Origin of the sequence: Kribbella sp. NBC_00889 (assembly GCF_045207705.1) — a bacterium.
Lineage (GTDB): Bacteria > Actinomycetota > Actinomycetes > Propionibacteriales > Kribbellaceae > Kribbella.
Genome location: NZ_CP108783.1, coordinates 2,060,233 through 2,079,433, shown reverse-complemented (window position 1 = coordinate 2,079,433; position 19,201 = coordinate 2,060,233). Strand labels below are relative to the sequence as shown.

General features: G+C 67.7%; 13 protein-coding genes. 3 read left to right on the top strand and 10 right to left on the bottom strand.

The genetic code is table 11. The features are described from left to right. Positions 1-3: 3 nt before the first annotated feature. The 4 genes from OG817_RS10165 to OG817_RS10150 are packed head-to-tail and all read right to left on the bottom strand — an operon-like array spanning position 4 to position 5,328. Complete coding sequence (locus OG817_RS10165) at positions 4-1,596, bottom strand: peptide ligase PGM1-related protein (protein ID WP_406053435.1); 1,593 nt, start codon at positions 1,594-1,596, stop codon at positions 4-6. Beyond that, entirely contained in the window at positions 1,593-2,711 is a 1,119-nt protein-coding gene (locus tag OG817_RS10160; protein ID WP_406053433.1) for an adenylate/guanylate cyclase domain-containing protein, read from the bottom strand. Before OG817_RS10160 ends, OG817_RS10165 begins: the two co-directional genes overlap by 4 nt. Further along, positions 2,708-3,091 (bottom strand): response regulator, encoded by a 384-nt coding sequence (locus OG817_RS10155; RefSeq protein WP_360443575.1) that lies wholly within the window; start codon positions 3,089-3,091, stop codon positions 2,708-2,710. The genes OG817_RS10160 and OG817_RS10155 overlap by 4 nt, the downstream gene beginning before the upstream one ends. Next, positions 3,088-5,328, bottom strand: coding sequence for a GAF domain-containing protein (locus OG817_RS10150; protein ID WP_406053431.1), 2,241 nt, complete (start codon positions 5,326-5,328; stop codon positions 3,088-3,090). The genes OG817_RS10155 and OG817_RS10150 overlap by 4 nt, the downstream gene beginning before the upstream one ends. Positions 5,329-5,568: 240 nt before the next feature. Between OG817_RS10150 and OG817_RS10145 the strand changes: the two genes are divergently transcribed. After that, entirely contained in the window at positions 5,569-7,602 is a 2,034-nt protein-coding gene (locus OG817_RS10145) for a phosphocholine-specific phospholipase C (RefSeq protein WP_406053429.1), read from the top strand. Between the two features lie 120 nt (positions 7,603-7,722). Here OG817_RS10145 and OG817_RS10140 read toward each other — a convergent pair whose 3' ends face one another. From OG817_RS10140 to OG817_RS10120, 5 genes are read right to left on the bottom strand one after another with little or no spacing between them, the layout of a single operon-like run. After that, the gene (locus tag OG817_RS10140) at positions 7,723-8,610 is read right to left on the bottom strand and encodes an ABC transporter ATP-binding protein (RefSeq protein ID WP_406053427.1); all 888 of its coding nucleotides are present in this window, start codon (positions 8,608-8,610) and stop codon (positions 7,723-7,725) included. After that, the gene (locus OG817_RS10135; RefSeq protein ID WP_396393289.1) at positions 8,607-9,419 is read right to left on the bottom strand and encodes an ABC transporter ATP-binding protein; all 813 of its coding nucleotides are present in this window, start codon (positions 9,417-9,419) and stop codon (positions 8,607-8,609) included. Before OG817_RS10135 ends, OG817_RS10140 begins: the two co-directional genes overlap by 4 nt. After that, positions 9,412-10,287 (bottom strand): ABC transporter permease, encoded by an 876-nt coding sequence (locus OG817_RS10130; protein WP_396393288.1) that lies wholly within the window; start codon positions 10,285-10,287, stop codon positions 9,412-9,414. The genes OG817_RS10135 and OG817_RS10130 overlap by 8 nt, the downstream gene beginning before the upstream one ends. Positions 10,288-10,292: 5 nt before the next feature. Further along, complete coding sequence (locus tag OG817_RS10125) at positions 10,293-11,387, bottom strand: ABC transporter permease (RefSeq protein ID WP_396393287.1); 1,095 nt, start codon at positions 11,385-11,387, stop codon at positions 10,293-10,295. Then, a complete protein-coding gene (locus OG817_RS10120; protein ID WP_360443608.1) occupies positions 11,384-13,222 on the bottom strand; it encodes an ABC transporter substrate-binding protein in 1,839 nt (612 codons plus the stop codon). The genes OG817_RS10125 and OG817_RS10120 overlap by 4 nt, the downstream gene beginning before the upstream one ends. A gap of 312 nt (positions 13,223-13,534) precedes the next feature. Between OG817_RS10120 and OG817_RS10115 the strand changes: the two genes are divergently transcribed. Further along, positions 13,535-14,350, top strand: a complete 816-nt coding sequence (locus OG817_RS10115; protein WP_406053423.1) for a class I SAM-dependent methyltransferase — start codon at positions 13,535-13,537, stop codon at positions 14,348-14,350. A gap of 78 nt (positions 14,351-14,428) precedes the next feature. Continuing rightward, complete coding sequence (locus tag OG817_RS10110) at positions 14,429-16,225, top strand: BTAD domain-containing putative transcriptional regulator (RefSeq protein ID WP_406053421.1); 1,797 nt, start codon at positions 14,429-14,431, stop codon at positions 16,223-16,225. On the opposite strand, the gene OG817_RS10105 is transcribed toward OG817_RS10110, so the two are convergent. Then, positions 16,216-19,182, bottom strand: coding sequence for a sacsin N-terminal ATP-binding-like domain-containing protein (locus OG817_RS10105; RefSeq protein WP_406053419.1), 2,967 nt, complete (start codon positions 19,180-19,182; stop codon positions 16,216-16,218). The two genes, OG817_RS10110 and OG817_RS10105, sit on opposite strands and share 10 nt — an antisense overlap. Positions 19,183-19,201 lie beyond the last annotated feature (19 nt).

The window sequence follows — 19,201 nt, the reverse complement described above, 5'->3', positions numbered from 1 at the left end:
CTCTCAGATCGGGAGGGGACGCTCCACGAAGGCCTGCTCGGCCTCCGCCAGCACGATGCGGGAAGCATCACGGTACCGGCGATCCGCCTCGGCCGGAGTGTCGCCCACAGCGGTCATCCCGAGCCGGCCCTTCTCGGTCAGGCAGCTGATCATGTGGAACACCACGCCGACCTGCCGAGCCTGGTCGAAGTGCAGCCCGTGCCGCGCGACGATGTCGAACAGATCCGCGGGCATCAGGCCCTTCAGCAGTTCCGACTCCAGGTGATCGGTCGCGACCAGATGTTTCTCCTGGCCGGTCGACGTCAGGAACAGCGCAGTCCGAGGGTCGTAGCGCCCGTCGGTGAGGTACTGCAGCGTGAGGAACGGATGTGTCGTCCCGCCCTTGCGCAGGTTCAGTTCGATTGCGTACGGCGTCCAGCCGCCGAGCTCGTCCTTGACCACGACGAAGTCGATCGCGAATCGCCCGAGTGCTCCTTCACTCGCCAGCCGCCGCCCGATCGTCGCGGCGTGTTCGGAGATGATCCGCGCGTACTCCGGCGCTGCCGGGAAGATGCACCCCAGATAGCTCTGGCCGCTCGCTCCGCCGAGCAGTTGGTCGTGCGTCGACAACATCTCGACGGCACCGCCGGGCACGACTCGCAGTTGCACGCTCGGACTCTGCAACTCCGTACCGACGATCCGCTCCTCGACGATGCCACCGTTCTCCGCGAACTTGGCGACGTACGTCTCGAACGGCATCTTCTGCGACTCCAGCTCCATCGCCCGCAGTCGTTCCAGCACCTCGTCGCGCTCCCCCGCTGACCCAGGCGCGGGCAAACCCTTCAGCCGCACGACCGCGTTGCCCTCGCCGGACACACCTTCGTTGAGCTTCACGATCGCGCTGTCCATCGTGGGCCGTTCGGCCCGCATCGCCAGCAGTGCGTCGGCGATGTCATCGAGGGTGCGCAGGTTCTCCGCCCCGAGCGGATGCGGTACCCCGATCTCGGCGAACATCCGGCGGCACCCGGACTTCGAACCCAGTGGAGCCAGCCGTGGATCGGCGGCGTACATCGGAATGCCGAGGCTGATCGCGACGTCACGCTCGAGCTCGGTGGTGTTGTAGGGAATCAGGTGCGAACGCATCGGATTGGGGATGAGGTCGGCGAGCCGCTGGAGCAGCCGCGGCCGAGCCAGCAGCTTCTCGCTGAGCGAGATCGGCGTGGCGTCGTTCACCGCGATCAGCGACAGCCGGGCCCGCGCATGACTCGGGATCACGCCGGGCAGCAGCGCCAGGTAGTACTCGATGATCTCGGGCGCGATCGGTACCGAGGTCACGTAGATCATCCGCAGCCGCGGCTCCCGCAACAGGATCAGCAGGAACAGGAACCGTTCCTCGTAGGCCTGCATCATCGTCCCGGTCCCGGCCGACTCGGTCCGATCCAGCGTCAGCGACGGTACGACGACCACCGACTCGTCGTCGTGGTTGAGCCGCATCGCCTCCCACACCCCGGCCATCCGCGACTGCAACTGGTCGAAGTACTGGTACCGCTCGTCCTCGGTCAGTGTGGACAGGCCACGAGCCGCCTCACCCGGAGCGGTCCACAGGTCGCCGGTCATGACGCGACCTTGGAGTTGTCGAGACCGCGAATGCTGTATGCGTGCACGGTCCGGCTGAAACCGCGGACCTCCCGCAGCCCGGCGTCCTCGCCGATGACCGCGTTGCCGGCGGCGCTGTAGACCCGTTCGGTAGCGAGGATCTGCCATGCCTCGGCATCGGCGCACAGCCGCGCGGCCAGGTTGGTCACGCTGCCGATCGCGGCGTAGTCCAGCCGCCCGTCGAACCCGATCGTGCCGAGCGTCGCGTAGCCCTGGGCGATCCCGATGCCGAGCCCGAGGTCGTGCCCGCGACGGCTCCACGCCTCGGCCAGTCCACGGACCCTGGTACGCATCGCGACGCTCATCCGCAGAGCGCGCAGCGGTCCGTCCTCGCAGCGCACCGGGTCGTTGAAGAACACCATCAAGCCGTCGCCCGCGAACCGTTCCAGCGTTCCCTCGAACCGGAAGATCAGGTCACCGAGCGCGTGGTGGTACTCCTCCAGCACGCCCATCACCTCCTCCGGTTCGCTCGCCTCGGCGAACGTGGTGAAGCCGCGCAAGTCGCAGAAGACCACCACGATCTCGCGCCGGTGGCTGGCCAGGAACGACTCGTCGCCGGAGTCCACGATCAGCTCGGCCAACTGCGGGCTGAGGAAGCGACGCAGCCGGTTCATCCGCTGCAGTTGCGAGACCTGGCTCTCGACCCGCGACTCCAGTTCCTGGTTCCACGCCGACAACTCCGACGCCTGGCGCTTGATCGTGTCCTGATAGTCCTTGATCCTCGCCAGCGAGGCGACCCTGGCCAGCAGTTCGCTCTGGTTGACCGGTTTGGTCAGGAAGTCGTCGGCGCCGGCCTCGAGCGCCTTCACCTTCTGCTCGTCGCCGCTGGCCGTGACCATCACCACCGGCAGGTACGCCGTGTCCACCTGGTCGCGGATCCGGCGGCACACCTCGTAGCCGTCGATCCCGGGCATCAGGATGTCGAGCAGCACGAGGTCGACGTCCTCGGCCGCGATCACCTCCAGCGCCTGATCCCCCGATGACGCGGTGAGGACGTCGTACCCGCGCGGTGCGAGGATCGCCTCCAGCAGTCGTACGTTCGGTGGTTGGTCGTCGACCACGAGCACCTTGGTCATCGTGCACCTCCGAGCTGGAGGAAGTCCCGGACTTGCTGTGGCAGGAGGCGGACGCTGATCGGCTTCTCGACGTACCCCGTGAAGCCCGACGCGAACGCGTGCTCCCGATCGTGGTCCATCGCGAACGCGGTCACCGCGACGACCGGTACGGCGCGACTGTGTTCGCTCGCACGGATCCGGCGCAGGGCCTCGGCACCGTCGATCCCGGGCAGCTGCAGATCCATCAGGATCAGGTCCGGTTGCTCGGACTCGGCCAGCCGGACACCGTCCTCACCAGAGGTCGCCTCGATCACGTCGTAGCCGGAGAACCGCAGCACGTCGCGCAACAGCTTCAGGTTCTTCGGGTTGTCCTCCACCACCAGAATCAGTCCTGGACTCATCGATCCTCCCCCTCGTCTCCCGCGACGGCTCCCACTGCCCGCAAGGCCTGGAGCAACGCGTCCCGGCTCACCGGCTTGACCAGATAGGCGGCGGCACCGAGCTGCGTGCCTCGGGTCCGTTCGTCGACAATCGACACGATGATCACCGGGATGTCGCGGGTCTCCGCCTCGGCCTTCAGCGCCTGCAGCACGGCCCAGCCGTCGATCCCCGGCAGCCGGATGTCCAGCAGGACCACGGCGGGCCGCACCCGGCGTACGGCGTCCAGTCCGGACTGGCCGTCGCCGGCCACCGTCACCCGCAGCGCGGCACCGGACAGGTACGCCGTGATCAGGTCGAGCGACGGACGGTCGTCCTCGATCACGACCACGTCGCCGACGGTCCGGGCCGTGTCCCGCCCCGGGTCGCTCTCCCTGCTCCGCAACGAGAATCCGAACGTGCTGCCGACCCCGACCTCGCTGTCCAGCCACATCCGCCCGCCGAGCAGTTCGACGATCCGGCGCGACAGCGTCAGCCCGAGGCCGGTGCCCTCCTCCTGCGACGGGCCGCGGCCGCCCTGCTGGAACGACTCGAAGATCCGCTCCCGGTCCTCCGGCGGTACGCCGCGGCCGGTGTCGGTGACGGCGATGTGGACCTCGGCCCCGGACCGCGTCGCCCGGATCACAACCGCTCCGTCGGCGCCGGTGAACTTCACCGCGTTGGTCGCCAGGTTCAGCACGACCTGCTTCAGCCGGAGCTCGTCGGCGTACACCTGGTCGATGCCCGGACCGACCTCGACGTGCAGCTCGATGCCGTGCGCGGCCGCCCGTTCGCGCAGCATCGACGCGGTGTTGTCGAGCACGCGGCGCAGCGGGAAGGTCGAGTACTCCAGCTCCATCCGGCCGGCCTCGACCTTGGACAGGTCGAGGATCTCGTTCAGCAGTTCGAGCAGGTGCTTGCCCGAGCCGTGGATGTCGCGCAGGTACTCCTCCTGGCGTTCGTTCAGGTCGCCGAACATGCGCTCCAGCAGGACTTCGGAGAACCCGAGGACGGCGTTCAGCGGCGTACGGAGCTCGTGGGACATGCTGGCGAGGAACTCCGACTTGTGCCGGCTCGCGACCTCGAGCTCCGCGCTGCGCCGCTTCAGCTCGCGGTAGAGCTGCGCGTTCAGCAGGGCGAGCGTCGACTGATCCGCGAACATCTCCAGCAACGTCAGCGTCTCCTCGGCGAACTCGCCCGGCCGCATCCGGCGGACCACCAGTGAACCGACGATCTGTCCCTCGCGCAGCATCGGTACGGCGACCAGCGAGCGCCAGCCGGCGTCGTACAGAACCTCCAGATGCGGGTCGCGCTCGACCGCGCTCAGGTCGGGCACCGCCAAGGGCCGGCCGAGCTTGGCCGCCCGACCGACCAGAGTCTCGTCGAGATGGATGCGGGTATCGCGCAGCCGCTCGATCACGCTCGGAGCGGTCTGGTAGACGCTGCGGACCAGGAAGCACTGCGCGTCGTCGTCGTACTCCATGATCGAGCCGCCGTCGGTCGCGGAGATCCGGACCGCGTGCTTGGCGATTGTCGACAATACGTTCGCCACGTCGAGACTGGAGTTGACCGCTTCCCCGACCTCGCGCAACGCCTCCAGCTCACCGAGCCTGCGGGTCAGCTCCGCGCCCCGCGCCTCGAGTTGCTGGACGAGCTTGACGCTGTTCACCGCCATCGCCGCCTGCCCGGCGAACGCGGTGACGAGATCCTGCTCGCCCTGGCCGAAGGGGCTGACCTCGTTACGCCAGACGGCCAGTGCGCCGACCACCTCGTCGTCGACGAGCATCGGCGCTCCCATCGTGGTCCGGAACCCGGCCAGCCGCTGGAGGTCCTGACGCCCGTACGCCGGATCCGCGAGAACGTCGGGGATCTGCTGAGTCGCGCGATCGAGGCCGACCCGGCCGATCAACGTGCCCCGGTCGACCGGCGTCGGATGCTCGATCAGGTAGCGAGTCGCCTCGGCCGACAGCCCGACCGCCTTGCTCAGCTGGAAGTTCCCGCCTTCGAGCAGGTAGAGCTGGGCGGCCTGCGATCGGCACAGCCGGCACGCACTCTCGACCACGGTGGTGAGGACCGTGTCCGGGTCTCCGGCGGAGCGGCCGACGGCGGAGAGGACCTCGTTGGCAGCGGCGAACTGGTCGGTCAGGGCCGCGAGCTGCCCTCGGAGCCGCTCCTGCTCCGCCCGTGTTCCGGCGCCCCCAGCGAGCGCCCGCCCACCCATCGCAGCCCCCTGCCCCGAGTCCCCCAGGCCGCGCCAGTCCAGTCTCCGCCCGTTGCCCGTAAGGGGCAATCCATCGACCGCATCGGGCCACCCCTTGAACGCGCAGGACGGTTTGGAACCGACGGGAACGGAGCAGCAAAGTTCATCTTCCGTCGGTTAATCGTTCAAGCTAGGGTGCCTGCGATGCCGTGCTGGTGCTGAACCCTCCATCCGTCCCCTCCGCCCACAAGGAGAGCAGGCATGCCAGACATCAACCGCCGCAGGTTCCTGCAGCTCGCCGGTGCGTCCGCCGCGTTCGCCGCGATGGCCAACAGCATCGAGCAGGCCGCCGCGATCCCCGCGCACCGCCGGTTCGGTGACATCAAGGACGTCGAGCACATCGTCGTCCTGATGCAGGAGAACCGCTCGTTCGACCACTACTTCGGCACTCTCAAGGGCGTCCGCGGCTTCGGCGATCCGCGGCCGGTGACGCTGCCCAGCGGCAAGCCCGTGTGGCACCAGACCGACGGCGCCGGGAAGGAGATCCTCCCGTTCCGGCCCGAGGCGGACAACCTGGGCCTGCAGTTCATCCAGGACCTCGCGCACAGCTGGTCCGACGCGCACCAGGCGGTGAACAACGGCAAGTACGACCAGTGGATCCCGGCCAAGACCGCGACCACGATGGCCTACCTGACCCGCGAGGACATCCCGTTCCACTACGCGCTCGCCGACAAGTTCACCCTGTGCGACGCGTACCACTGCTCGTTCATGGGTTCGACCGACCCGAACCGGTACTACATGTGGACCGGGTATACCGGGAACGACGGCACCGGTGGCGGCCCGGTCCTCGGGAACGACGAGGCCGGCTACGGCTGGACGACGTACCCGGAACGGCTCGAGCAGGCCGGGGTCTCGTGGAAGATCTACCAGGACATCGGCGACGGGCTCGACGCGGCCGGCGGCTGGGGCTGGATCGACGACGCCTACCGCGGCAACTACGGCGACAACTCGCTGCTGTACTTCAACAACTACCGCAACGCCCAGCCCGGGAACCCCTTGTACGACAAGGCGCGCACGGGCACGAACGCGAAGGCCGGCGAGAGCCTGTTCGCCCGGTTGACGGCCGATGTTAAGGCGGACCGGTTGCCCGAGATCTCCTGGATCGCGGCGCCGAAGGCGTTCACCGAACACCCGAACTGGCCGGCGAACTACGGCGCCTGGTACATCTCCCAGGTCCTCGACGCGCTCACCTCGAACCCGGAGGTGTGGAGCAAGACCGCATTGTTCATCACGTACGACGAGAACGACGGCTTCTTCGACCACACCGTTCCGCCGTACCCGCCGCTGTCCGCGGCGCAGGGTCTGTCGACCGTCGATCCGGCGCCCGACCTGTACACCGGCACGCAGGTCTCGCACGGTGCGTACGGTCTCGGTCAGCGGGTGCCGATGCTGGTCGTGTCGCCGTGGAGCACCGGCGGCTTCACCTGCTCGGAGGTGTTCGACCACACCTCGATCATCCGGTTCATGGAGCGCCGGTTCGGCGTCCACGAGCCGAACATCTCCCCATGGCGCCGGGCGATCTGTGGTGACCTGACGTCGGCCTTCGATTTCGGTACGACGAGTTCCCGGCCGGCCCAGTTGCCGGACACCTCGGCGTACGAGCCGCCGGACAACGAGCGGCACCCGGACTACGTGCCGACGCCGCCGTTGGTCGGCCGCGTCCCCGGTCAGGAGCGTGGCGCCCGCCGTACCCGGCCGTTGCCCTACGCACCGGTCGTCGACGGATCGGTTGCCGGTGGCAAATACACACTGAGCTTCCGGTCCGGTGCGCACGCCGGGGCGCAGTTCCTGATCACGTCGGCGAACCGGACCGACGGGCCGTGGACCTACTCGACCGAGGCCGGCAAGGGCATCGCGGACAGCTGGAACACGATCTACTCCAACGGCGTCTACGACCTGACCGTGCATGGACCGAACGGCTTCCTGCGCACCTTCCAGGGCAAGCCCGCCACCGGTCTGGAGATCACCGCCCGCGAGAACGCCCGCACCGGCAACGTCGACCTCACGCTGACCAGCGACACCGCCTGCCGCGTCACCATCACCAGTGCGTACGGCGGCAAGCCCCAGCGTCTCGACCTCCGCCCGGGCAAGACCACCCACACCATCGACACCACCGAGCACTGGTACGACGCAACCGTCACCACCACGACGGACGCGACGTACACCCGCCGCCTCGCTGGCCACGTGGAAACCGGCACCCCAGGCCGCAGCGACCCCGCCATCAAAACCGTCTGACCTCAAGCAAGCACGCCCAGCCCGGCGAGGCTCAGGTAGACCCCACTCGGCGTCTACCTGAGCCGCCGTCCCTTCGCCTATCACGTCATTGAGGCGGCACCGGCCTAGAGGCCGCACCGCCTAGAGGATGGGCACTTCCGGCTTCGTGGCGCCGGCCGGGGTGGTGTCGTCCAGCTCCTCAACGGCGTCGACGTTGATGCGGGTGGTCCAGCGGTTGTCGGGGTCGGGTTGAGGGATGGAGTCGAGCAGAAGCTGCGTGTACGGGTGGGACGGCTCGTGCATCACGGTCGAGACCGGGCCACGTTCGACGATCGAGCCCTTGGTGATCACCATGACCTCGCCGCCGAGGTAGTAGACGGTGGACAGGTCGTGGGTGATGAACAGCGTCGTCATCCCGTGCTCGCGCTGGAAGTCGAGCAGGATGTCCAGGAAGTGCTTGCGCACCTGGGCATCCAGCATCGACACCGGTTCGTCGGCGATGATGAACGACGGCCGCAGCATGTGGACCCGAGCCAGCATGATCCGTTGCCGCTGGCCACCGGACAGCTGGTGCGGATACCGGCCGAGAACGTTCTCCGGCTCCAGCCGCACCGCCCGCAACGACTCCTCGATCAGCTCCAGTCCCTTGGATCGGCTGCTGGTGAGCCCGAACTTCTTCACCGCCTTCCACAGCACCCGATCCACCCGGTAGAACGGGTTGAAGATCGCGTACGGGTCCTGGAACACCGGCTGGACGTCGCGCCGGTACTCGTCGTACTCGGAGCGGCTCAGCTTGAAGATGTCCTTGCCGCCGTAGAGCACCGAGCCTTCGGTCGGCTTCTGCAGGCCGAGCACGTTGCGGGCGATCGTGCTCTTCCCGCTGCCGCTCTGGCCGACCAGGCTGACGACCTGCGGCGGCTCGGCCGCGAGCGTGAAGCTCACGTCATCGACAGCGGTGATGTAACCACCTTCCACGCCACGCGCGTGGAATCGTTGCTGTACGCCACGAAGTTCGAGCTCGGACTTCACGAGGCCCTCCGTCCTAGCCGTGGGATCGACTCGATCAGCTGCCGGGTGTAGGGATCCCGCGGGTCCTTGAACACCTGGCGTACGTCGCCGACCTCGACCAGCCGGCCCTCGTACATCACCGCGACCCGATCGGCCAGCTGCGCGTGCACTCCCATGTCGTGGGAGATCACCATCAGCGTCACGCCGAAGTCGCGGCGCAGGTCGCCGAGCGACTGCAGGATGACCCGCTGGATCGTCACGTCCAGCGCGGTGGTCGGCTCGTCCGCGATCATCAGGTCCGGTTCCAGCGCGACCGCGATCGCCATCAGGACACGCTGTTTCATCCCGCCGGACAGCTCGTGCGGGTACATCCCCGCGACCCGCGGCTCCAGCCCGACCTCTCCGAGCAGCCGCGGGATCATCGTGTCGACCTCGCCCCTGCGGCCGGGCGCGTGCTCGAGGATCACGTCCTTGAACTGGTCCCGGACCCGCATCACCGGGTTGAGCGAACTCATCGATCCCTGCGGGAGATAGGACAGCGCGCTCCAGCGCAGTACCCGAAGCTCCTCGCCGTTCACCTTCAGCAGGTCGATCGGTGAACGGCCGCCCGGATAGAACTTCACCGAGCCCCCGGTCACCTTGCCGGGCGGCTTGAGCAGCCGGAGCAGCGCCACCGCGAGGGTGCTCTTGCCACTGCCCGACTCCCCCGCGATCCCGAGGATCTCGCCACGCCGTACGTCGAGATCCAGCCCGCGCACGGCTTTCACGTCACCGCGGTTGGTCGAGTACGTGACGTCGAGGCCCTTCACTTCGAGCACGGAGTCACTCACCGGCCACTCCTCTCAGCCGCGGGTTGTAAACCTCTTCCAGCCCGATGTTGACCATGTTCAGCGCCGCGAACAGCAAGGTCAGCAACACGATCGGTACGACGAACATCGGCCAGGCGCCCAGCGTCAGCGCACCGGTGCCGATCGCGTTGAAGATGATCTGCCCGAGGTCGATCACCCCACCGGGCCCGAGCCCGATGATCTCCAGACCGACCAGACCGAAGATCGCACCGAGGGCGGACGACGCGAATCCGACGCCGATGAACGGCAGCAGGTTGGGCAGCAGTTCGGTGACGATGATCTCCACGTCTCTGGACTTGCTCACTCTGGCGAGGTCGACGTACGGGCGCGATCGCAAACTGAGCACCTGCGACCGGATCGTCTTGGCCGCGAACGGCCAGGAGAAGATCGAGATCATCACGCCGACCTGGAACAGGCTGACGTTCTTGGCGTACGCCGACAACGCGATGAGCAGTGGGAACGTCGGGATCACCAGCAGAATCCCGGTGAACGTCGACAGCACCCCGTCGATCCACCCGCCCTTGTACCCGGCCACGAACGCCACGATCACGCCGACGACGGTCGAGATCACGCCCGCGATGGCGCCGATCTGCAGCGACACCGAGAGCGCCTTCACCACCATCGCGAACACGTCCCGGCCGAACTGGTCGGTGCCGAGCAGGTGCTGTGACGACGGCACCAGCCACTTCTCGTACGCCGCCAACTCGATCGGATCCTGGCCACCACCGACGGCCTTCGCGATCAACGGGCTGCACAGTGCCAGCAGCACCAGCAGCACGAGGACCACCAGTCCGATGGCCAGTCGCCGGCTGTTCCGGATCGTCCGCAGTACCGCTGTCAGGAGTCTCATCGTGATCACTTCCAGTACTTGACCCGCGGATCGAGCAGCGGGAGCAGGAGGTCGAGGATCAGGACGGCAGTCAGCACCGAGAAGATCGCGATGTTGGTCACCCCAAGGATCGTGTTGAAGTCGAGCTGCTGGATCGCGGTGACCAGCGTCGTCCCGAGACCCGGGTAGTTGAACAGCTGCTCGACGAGCACGTTGCCGTTGAAGATGAAGCCGAGCGAGATACCGAACGCGGTGATCTGCGGCAGGTAGCAGTTCCGCAGCGCGTACCGGGTCAGGATCCGCGAGCCCTTCAGGCCCTTGGCCTCGGCGTACACCAGGTAGTCCTCGCCGAGGATCGGGATCATCAGCATCCGGGTGGACAGGATCCAGCTGAACGTCCCGATCACGACGATGGACAACGCCGGCAACAGCCCGTACTTGAGCACACTGCCGATGAACTCCGGCGTGATCCCCGGACTGATGTTGGAGTCGTACGCCGATCTGGCCGGCAGCATTCCGAGTGAGTACGCGAAGATGTACACCAGGATCAGCGCGACGAAGAAGTACGGCACGTGCGACAGCGCGATCGACAGGTTGGTCGCGATCCGTGATCCGAGCTTGCCGCGACGCCAGCCCGCGACCGCGCCGATCACGACGCCGAAGATCCAGGCCAGCACCGCGGAGATGCCGAGCAGACCGATTGTCCAGGGCAACGATCTGAGGATGACCGTCTGCGCCGAGGTCGGGTAGTTGATCAGCGAGGGCCCCATGTCACCGTGCAGGACCAGCTTCTGCATGTATCTGAGGTACTGGGAGAACAGATTGCCGTCGAGACCGAACTCGTGCCGGTAGCGCGTGATGATCTCGACACTCGCCTGCTGGTTGTAGATGTAGTTCTGCTGCAGGGTCTGGATCAGCGTCTGGATCGGGTCACCCGGCATCAGCCGGAAGAAGAAGAACGCGATGGTCAGCGCTCCCCACAGCTCGACCAGGTAGAGCCCGAACCGGCGGATCGCGTACGCCGCCAGCGGATGTCGCGACAGCCAGGCCCGCACCCCCGAGACGGGCGCGGAGTCCTGGCTCTCGTCGACAGCTACCGCGGGCGGGGCCTCCGCCGTCACGCGGGTCCCTTCTGCCCGGTGGCCTGGATCTTGCCGAGCACGAAGATGAAGTGCGGCCACCAGTTCAGCGGTACCTCGTAGAGATCCTGGTCCGTCGGCCAGTCCTTCCAGAACGCCGTGTTGAAGTACGACGGGTAACCGGTCTGGATCACCGGGAGCAGCGGCAACTGCTGGTAGTAGATCTCCAGCGCCTTGTCCAGCAGCGGCTTCGCCTCCTCGCTCTCCGGGTCCATCCCGGCCAGCTTCTTGGAGACCTCGTCGAACTCGGGGTTCCGGAACCGCATCTTGTTCTTCTGGGCAGCGTTCTTGCCGACCGGCTGGGCCTTGCTGCTCTCCCAGTCGGTGTAGAGCTGCTCGGGGTCGATGGCGAAGCCGGCCCAGTTGGAGTCGATGTCGTACTCACCGCGCTGGAACTTCTCGTCGTGCACGCTGCCGGCCAGGCTGCGCAGCGTGGCCGGCACGCCGACCTTGCCCAGCTCGGTCTTCAGCAGGTTCCCGATCGCGTACTCCGGGCCGTCGACCGGAGAGACCGTGATGATCTCGAGGTTGATCTCCTTGCCCTTGTACGTCCGCTTGCCGGCCGCGTTCTTCGGCGCGATCTCGTCCAGCAGCTTGGTGGCCTTGTCCGGACTGAACTCGAACTTGTACTTGTTCGCGAGATCGTCGTTCTTCCACTTGTCGTTCGTCGGGTAGTCCGCCCACGGGTACTGCGCCGGCGGCACCTCGACCGGCCAGATGGACTTGCCGACCTTCTCCCGGTCCACGCAGTAGTTGATCGCCCAGCGCATCTTCTCCTCGGCCATCACCCCGCGGGCCGGGTCGCAGTTCAGCCAGATCGTCCGCGGGTTCGGGTCGTGGAACTGCGTGGTCACCAGGTTCGGGTAGCCGGTGTTGCGCAGTTGTTTGGCGTGCGGCTCGTCGACCGAGCCGACGTCGAACTCGGCCCGCTCGAACGCCAGCGAGGCCTGGTCGAGCTGCTTGGACGTGCTCTGGAAGACGACGTACTGCGGCTTGACGTCGAGCTTGTCCTTGTTCCAGTAGTTCGGGTCCTTCTCCCAGACGAACATCTTCTGGTTCCGGATCGCCTGCTTCAGCTTGTACGGGCCGGACCGCACCGGCGGGTTGTCCTTGTACTTCGTCGGGTCCTGCGGCTTCCAGATGTGTTCGGGCATGAGGTTGATCGGCGCACCGGCGATCGCGGCGATGAAGTTGTAGTGCAGCCGCGGCGTCGGCTTGAGTAGCTTGACCACCGCGGTGTGGTCGTCGGTCACCTCGACGTCCTTGACGAACTCCTTCAGGTCACCGCCGCCGCCGAACAGGTCGGGCCGGTCCTTCAGCAGCATCACGGTGAACTTGAAGTCGTTCGCGCCCAGCGGCTTGCCGTCGTTCCAGTGGGCCTTCGGATCGAACTTCATCGTCAGCTCGGAGTGGTCGTCGTTGTACTTGTACTCCGTCGCCAGCCACGGCGTGAGCTTGCCGGTGGCGAAACTGAGGAAGAACAGCGGCTCGGTCGCCAGCTCCACGCCGGCACCGCCCGGCGTACCGTTCGGGATCATCCCGTTGAAGCTGTCGAACACCGTGTACTCGACCTGACCGACGATGAGGGTCTGGTCGCGCGGTGTCGGGATGTTGGCCTTGCCGATCTGGATCGACTTGGTCGCGACGGGCTTGTTGTCGGCGGGCTTGTCGGAGTACGAGCCGCCGCCACCGGAGCAGGCGGCCAGGAAGGCGGTCATCGCCGCCGCGGCGCCTCCGCCGACGACACTTCGCCGACTCAGCTGATAGCGGACGACTTCTTCGACATTTTCGAACTGGGGACGCGGTGTTTCGTTCATGACGAAAGTCACCTCCGTTTTCATTGCGCGGACAGGGCGATCACCGACCGAGAGGTGTGACGGACTATAAGTAGCGTTGACAACGTTGGCAAGAGTTCATCGCCACGTTGGAACCCGGTCATCGAATGCGCAGATCAGTGGATATACCAACCTCTGACAACGATGTTTTGCTCTGCGTGACCAGGCGCACGGTTGGCCTAGTCGTGGTCGTCACACGCCGCGTCACACGGTGACCGAGTTCGATGTCCGGTATCGGCCATCGCAGCGGCCGGAAACGATTCCGAAGTGGTAGTGACTTCCAGGGGGAGAGACATGACGAGTACGGCCGTGGATTTCGAGGCGATCAAGGACAAGCAGCGGGCCGGTTGGCAGACCGGCGACTACCCACGCGTGGGCAACACGTTGCAGATCATCGCCGAGCTCCTGGTCGAGGCGGCCGATGTGCGCGCCGGGCAACAGGTGCTCGACGTCGCGTGCGGTCAGGGGAATGTGGCGATGGCGGCAGCGCGCCGTTTCGCCGAGGCGACCGGCGTGGACTACGCCGTGAACCTGCTGGAGCAGGGGCGTGAGCGGGCCGTCGCGGAGCATCTGCCGGTGACGTTCACCGAGGGGGATGCGGAGAACCTTCCGCTGCCTGACAAGGCGTTCGACCTGGTCGCGAGCACCGTTGGCGTGATGTTCGCGCCGAACCATCAGCAGGCCGCGGACGAACTGGTCCGGGTCACCAAGCCGGGCGGGAAGATCGCGCTCGCGTCCTGGACGCCGGCCGGGATGATCGGCCAGCTGTTCAAGGTCGTCTCGAAGTGGGCGCCGCCGCCCGCCGGTGTCCAGCCCGCCACGCTGTGGGGAGCCGAGGAGCACTTGTTCGAGCTGTTCGGCGACCGGGTCGAGTGGACGGCGCTGACCAAGCGCGAGTACGTGTTCCGCTACCACTCGCCGGAGCACTTCGCCGAGTGGTTCATGGACTTCTACGGCCCGATCACGCGCATCGCGGGCAGCCTGGACGGCGAGGACTACCGCCATTTCGCCAGCGATCTCGCCGACGTACCGCGAGCGTTCGACTACGCGGACGACGGAACCGTTGCCGCCCGCGCCGAATATCTCGAGGCGGTCGGAACCCGCCGCTAGGGAGATACGCCCTCGCGGGTACTCGCCGGATCGCGGGAGGCGGGCGACACTGGAGACCTCACGGAGGGGGTGAGGTCCTTGGCGACGATCCGTCTGCTGGGACCACCGGAGATCGAGGTTGACGGCCAACCGGGCCGTCAACCTCGGGGGCGCAAGGCGTGGGCGCTGCTCGGCTATCTGCTACTGGCCGAGCGGCCGCCCAGCCGGCGTCGTCTCGCCGAGCTGTTCTTCGCCGACGCCGAGGATCCACTCGGCGCCCTGCGCTGGACGCTGGCAGAGCTCCGCCGTGCGATCGGCGTACCGGATCTGCTCACCGGTGATCCGGTGGTGACAGCTCTCGACGATGCCACGAGAGTCGACGTACTGATGGTCGGCGAACCGTCCACGGCGCCGGAATTCCTGCTGTCATTGGGCGGAGAGCTCTTGGAGGGCATGGAGCTGGAGTCCTGCCCGGAGTTCGAGTCGTGGCTGCTGGTCGAGCGGCGCCGGGTGGCCGGCGCGCTCGAGGCACGGCTACGGCAGAACGCGGTCGCACACCTCGCGGCCGGGCAGGCTGACCAGGCGATCCCCTTCGCGGCCAAGGCGGTCGCGATCAATCCGCACGAGCAGGGCAACCATGAACTCCTGATCCGCAGCTTGGCCACATCAGGTGATCGAGTGGCGGCACTGCGGCAGATCGCGATCTGCGAGGACTTGTTCCGGCGCGAACTGGGCGTCGAGGTGTCGACCTCGCTGCAGGAGGCCGCGACGGTCGCACCGCAGTCGCCCGCTCCCCTGAGCGGCCGGGCGGCTGCCGTCAGTCAGCTTCAGGCAGGACGCGCCGCGATCGTTGCCGGTGCGGTCGATGCCGGTCTGCAGTGTCTGCGACAGGCTGCTGCGCTGGCGGTGCAGTGTCGTGACAAGACGCTGGAAGCGCGCGCACTGGCCGCTCTTGGCGGCGCGCTCGTACACGCGATCCGCGGTCATGACGAGGAAGGCGCGATCGTTCTGCACGAGGCGCTGCTCGTGGCGGATCAGGCCGGAGAGCGCTCCACCGCCGTTCTCGCGTTCCGTGAGCTGGGGTTCATCGAGGTCCAGGCGGGTCGCCGGAAGACGGGTGACGAGTGGTTGGCGAAGGCCCAGGCTCTCGCCGCATCGGATGAGGAGAACGCCGCGATCCTCGGCGTACGGGGGATGAACTCCTCCGACCGATCCGACTACCCGACCGCCTTCGAGCAACTGGGCCAGTCGGTCGAACTCGCAGGACGGTGCGGCGACCGCCGTCAGCAGGCGTGGTCGCTGTCGCTGGTCGGACGCGCACACTTGCTGCGCGGCGAGTACGACGAGGCCGCGGCAGCGCTGGCGGAATCACTGAACCTGGTCCACCAGGAGCGCTGGATCGCCTTCCTGCCCTGGCCGCAAGCACTCGCCGCCGAGCTCGACCTGCGGGCCGGCAAGCTCGACGCCGCGGTCGACGGGTTCGAACAGGCCTGGGCCCTGGGATGCCAGCTCGGCGACCCCTGCTGGGAAGGGATGGCGGGTCGAGGCCTCGCGATGCTGAACACGAAGCAAGGCGACCACTCCGCGGCGACCAAGTGGCTCGACCTGGCCCTCACCCGCGCCAGCACCGAACCGGACCGCTACCAGTGGGTCCACGCCCACGTCCTCGACGCCGCGATCACCGCAGCCCTGGACCAATCCGACCACGACCGCGCCCTGCAACTAGCCGGCCGACTGTCCGCCCTGGCCGCCCGCTGCGACCTCCGCGAACTCCTCGTCCACGCCAACCTCCACCTGAGCCACCTGGGCAACCCCCAAGCAGCCCTCACGGCCCACACCATCAGCACCACAATCGACAACCCCGCCCTCCGCGAGCTCGTCGGCCATCAGTCGTAGGCGGCGTCGGTGAGGAGTTCGGAGCTTCGGTGGGGTTCGTTGAGTACGGCGCGGATCACGTGGCGCTGGTCCCACCGGCCACTGGCCCACGCCAGTGCCTTGGCCAGGCCGTCGAACGTCGCGGCGTGCGGCGCGCCGTCGCCGTCCACCCACCACGACACCTCGATCCCGTCGACCGTGAGTTCCTCGTGCTCCCACCAGGTCTGCGGGACCCCGGGGACAAGCTCACGCACGATCTCCGGCACCTCGGCCGCCGTACCCTCGCCATCGATCTTGCCCTCGGCAACTTCATGCGCCATCGGTACGTCGAACAGGTCGCTCAGCCCGTCCGCCGCCGCGCCGGACGCGACCACGAACCCACCGAGATCGTCGCGCTGCAACCACATCGGCCCGTCGACGACCACCGCCTGACCCGCGGCGATCACCTGGGTCGTCCCGTCGTCGCCGAGCACGCGCACCTGATCCGGCGCATCGCCCGGGAAGAGCGACAACGTTCCCAGCTGACGCCACAGACGCAGGAGAGCACTCTCGTCGACCTCGCGCTCCGGGTCCGCGATCCGCTCCAGCACCAGGCTGATGCCATCGGCATCGAGGTCGCCGACCTCACGGACCAGGCCGATCGCCGTCCGTACCTCAAGATCAAGCACCGCGGTCCATTCCGGAGCCTCGTCCAGGAACGTCGCCAGCACCGGCTCCGCATCCGGATCGGCCCGCCCGGCCAGCGGTTCCCCGTCCTCCAGCACAACACGCTCGCGGATCCACCACGCCGAGTACGACGGTACGCCGAGCGGCCGGTCGTCCGGCCCGACAACGCGCACCTGCGTCGCCAGGGCGCGACGCAGGTCCGGAGACGATCCGAGCAGCTCGAGCACCCGTGGCCAGGCGTCGTCGGTGATCCAGTCCAGATCGCGGATCGCGCTCAGCTCGCCAACGGTCGCGCCGTATCGAGATCCATCCGGCGCCACGTCGTACGCCCAATCCTCGATGCCGTCCAAGTCCTTCAGCGACTCGGGCAGCTGGTCGAGCGCGACGTCCGAAGCCGTCACCAGGCCGAGCGTCGCGAGGACGCCGACGGCCTCCAGCGCCGGCAGACCGTAGCGGTCGAGTACGGCGCGATCGATCGGCGCGACTTCCTCGTCGTCGAGCACCTCCGCAGCCTCGGACCCGGGAATCACGAGCGCGTTCGCCGGCACCAACTCGCCGTCAGCGTCACGCAGGACAAGGTCCGAGAGCCACCACAGACCCTCGGCCTGCGACGGATCGGCGGCGACCAGACTGAGCACGGCCTCCGCGATCGCCTCCGGATCGTCGGCATCGACGGAGTGCTCGACAGCCGTCCGTACGGCGCTGTCCTCGAGCAACGACCGCGGTGTCGCGGGCAGCGCCCCGAGCCGCTCGAGCGCCGGGTCCACCGCCTCCGGATGAACGATCCGTACGCCGTACTCCCCGAAGGCGGCCAGGATGCCGGTGGGAATCTCCGGGCCCGGCAGGAGCAGGCCGCGCACACCACGCACGAGCCGGCCGTCGGCGAGCGGGACCGGAAGCGTGCCAAGGGATTCACGCAGCAAGGCATCGGTCACCATGCCGCTGAGAGACGCGTAGAGAGCGCTCCACCAGGCAGGAGGTTCGTCGGCGGCTACTCCCCCGAGTTGATCCACCACCTCGGCCAACTCGAGCCTGCGGACGCCGAGCGCCTCGAGGGCCAGCCTGTCCTGCAAGGTCGACCGGATCAGCCCGCGGACGATCGGCGCGAGTACTGCGTTGAACGCGGCGTCGGCTCCATCGACCACGACGGCGTCACGCGGCCGGAGCACCGCCTCGTCCTCGACCGCCCGGACGATCGGAGTCCCAGGGAGGACGGCAGCGATCTCCTCCCGGAGGGCGCGATCAAGCGTTCCCGCCGCGAGCCCGGTCGGCACGAGGTGGAGGACGTCGCCGCCGTCCTCGACGCGCGTTCGCAGCAGCTCGGCGTACGCCGTCGCCGCCTCGCGGACCAGTCGATCGGTCAGCGGACCCTTGGCGACGTGCCGCCGGGTCGGGTCCAGCGGGAAGCTCGCGAGCAACAAAGCCTGCAGCGAAAGCGGTTCGTCGGTCGGAGTGGGCGCCTGCACAACCCCGGGCAGCTCCACCTGATCGCGTGGGAGTGCCCAGAGGACCGACCAGGTCGGGCGGGAGCGCTCCTCGATCGGGCGATCGGCCAGCAGTTCCTCACGTTCACGGTCGTCGAAGACACCGGCGGCGCGACCCACCCACCAGCGGGATTCCGTGTCTTCGAGGACCCTGCGCCCGTCCTCGGTCTCGATGTCGATCCGCTCGAGATCCGGTAACGCGAGCAGCAGCGCGTCGCCCGCCTCCTCGAGCAGCCGGCGAACGAGCGCGGCCGCGTTCTCGTCCCGCAGCGGCAGGATCACCGCGGTGTCATATCCCTCCGGCGGCTCACCGTCGGCTTCGAACGGCAGCCGCAACACCGGTACCTGCCCGTCGCGCCGCCGTACCTCGGTGTCCAGCCCGGACGACCCGACCGCCGTGATCGCCGCCGCCGTGTCCGCCTTCGAGAACCGCACGCCGCCGGTGCGCGACAGGATCACCGGCTCGTCGCTCACCGCGAGGACGGCGGAGAACCCGACCCCGAACCGCCCGACCGCTGCCTCGTCCCGCTTGGCCGAGGCGCGCAGAGTCGCGAGTGACTCGACTCCGTCGGCGGACAACGGCATACCCGTGTTCGCCACGACCAGAGTGCTGCCACGGAACTCGTAGAGAACGCGTCCCGGCGTGCCGGCCCGTGCCGCGGCGTCGGCCGCGTTCTGCGCCAGTTCGATCACCAGGCGGTCGGCGTACCCGCCGAGGGCGAGATCCTCCTCGGCGTTCGCGTCCTCGCGGAACCGCACCGGCGCCGCCGACCACCCGGCCAGCACCCGCTCGCGAATCCCCGCCGTACCGAACACGTCGTCGCTCACCGGTGGAAGTATGGCGCGC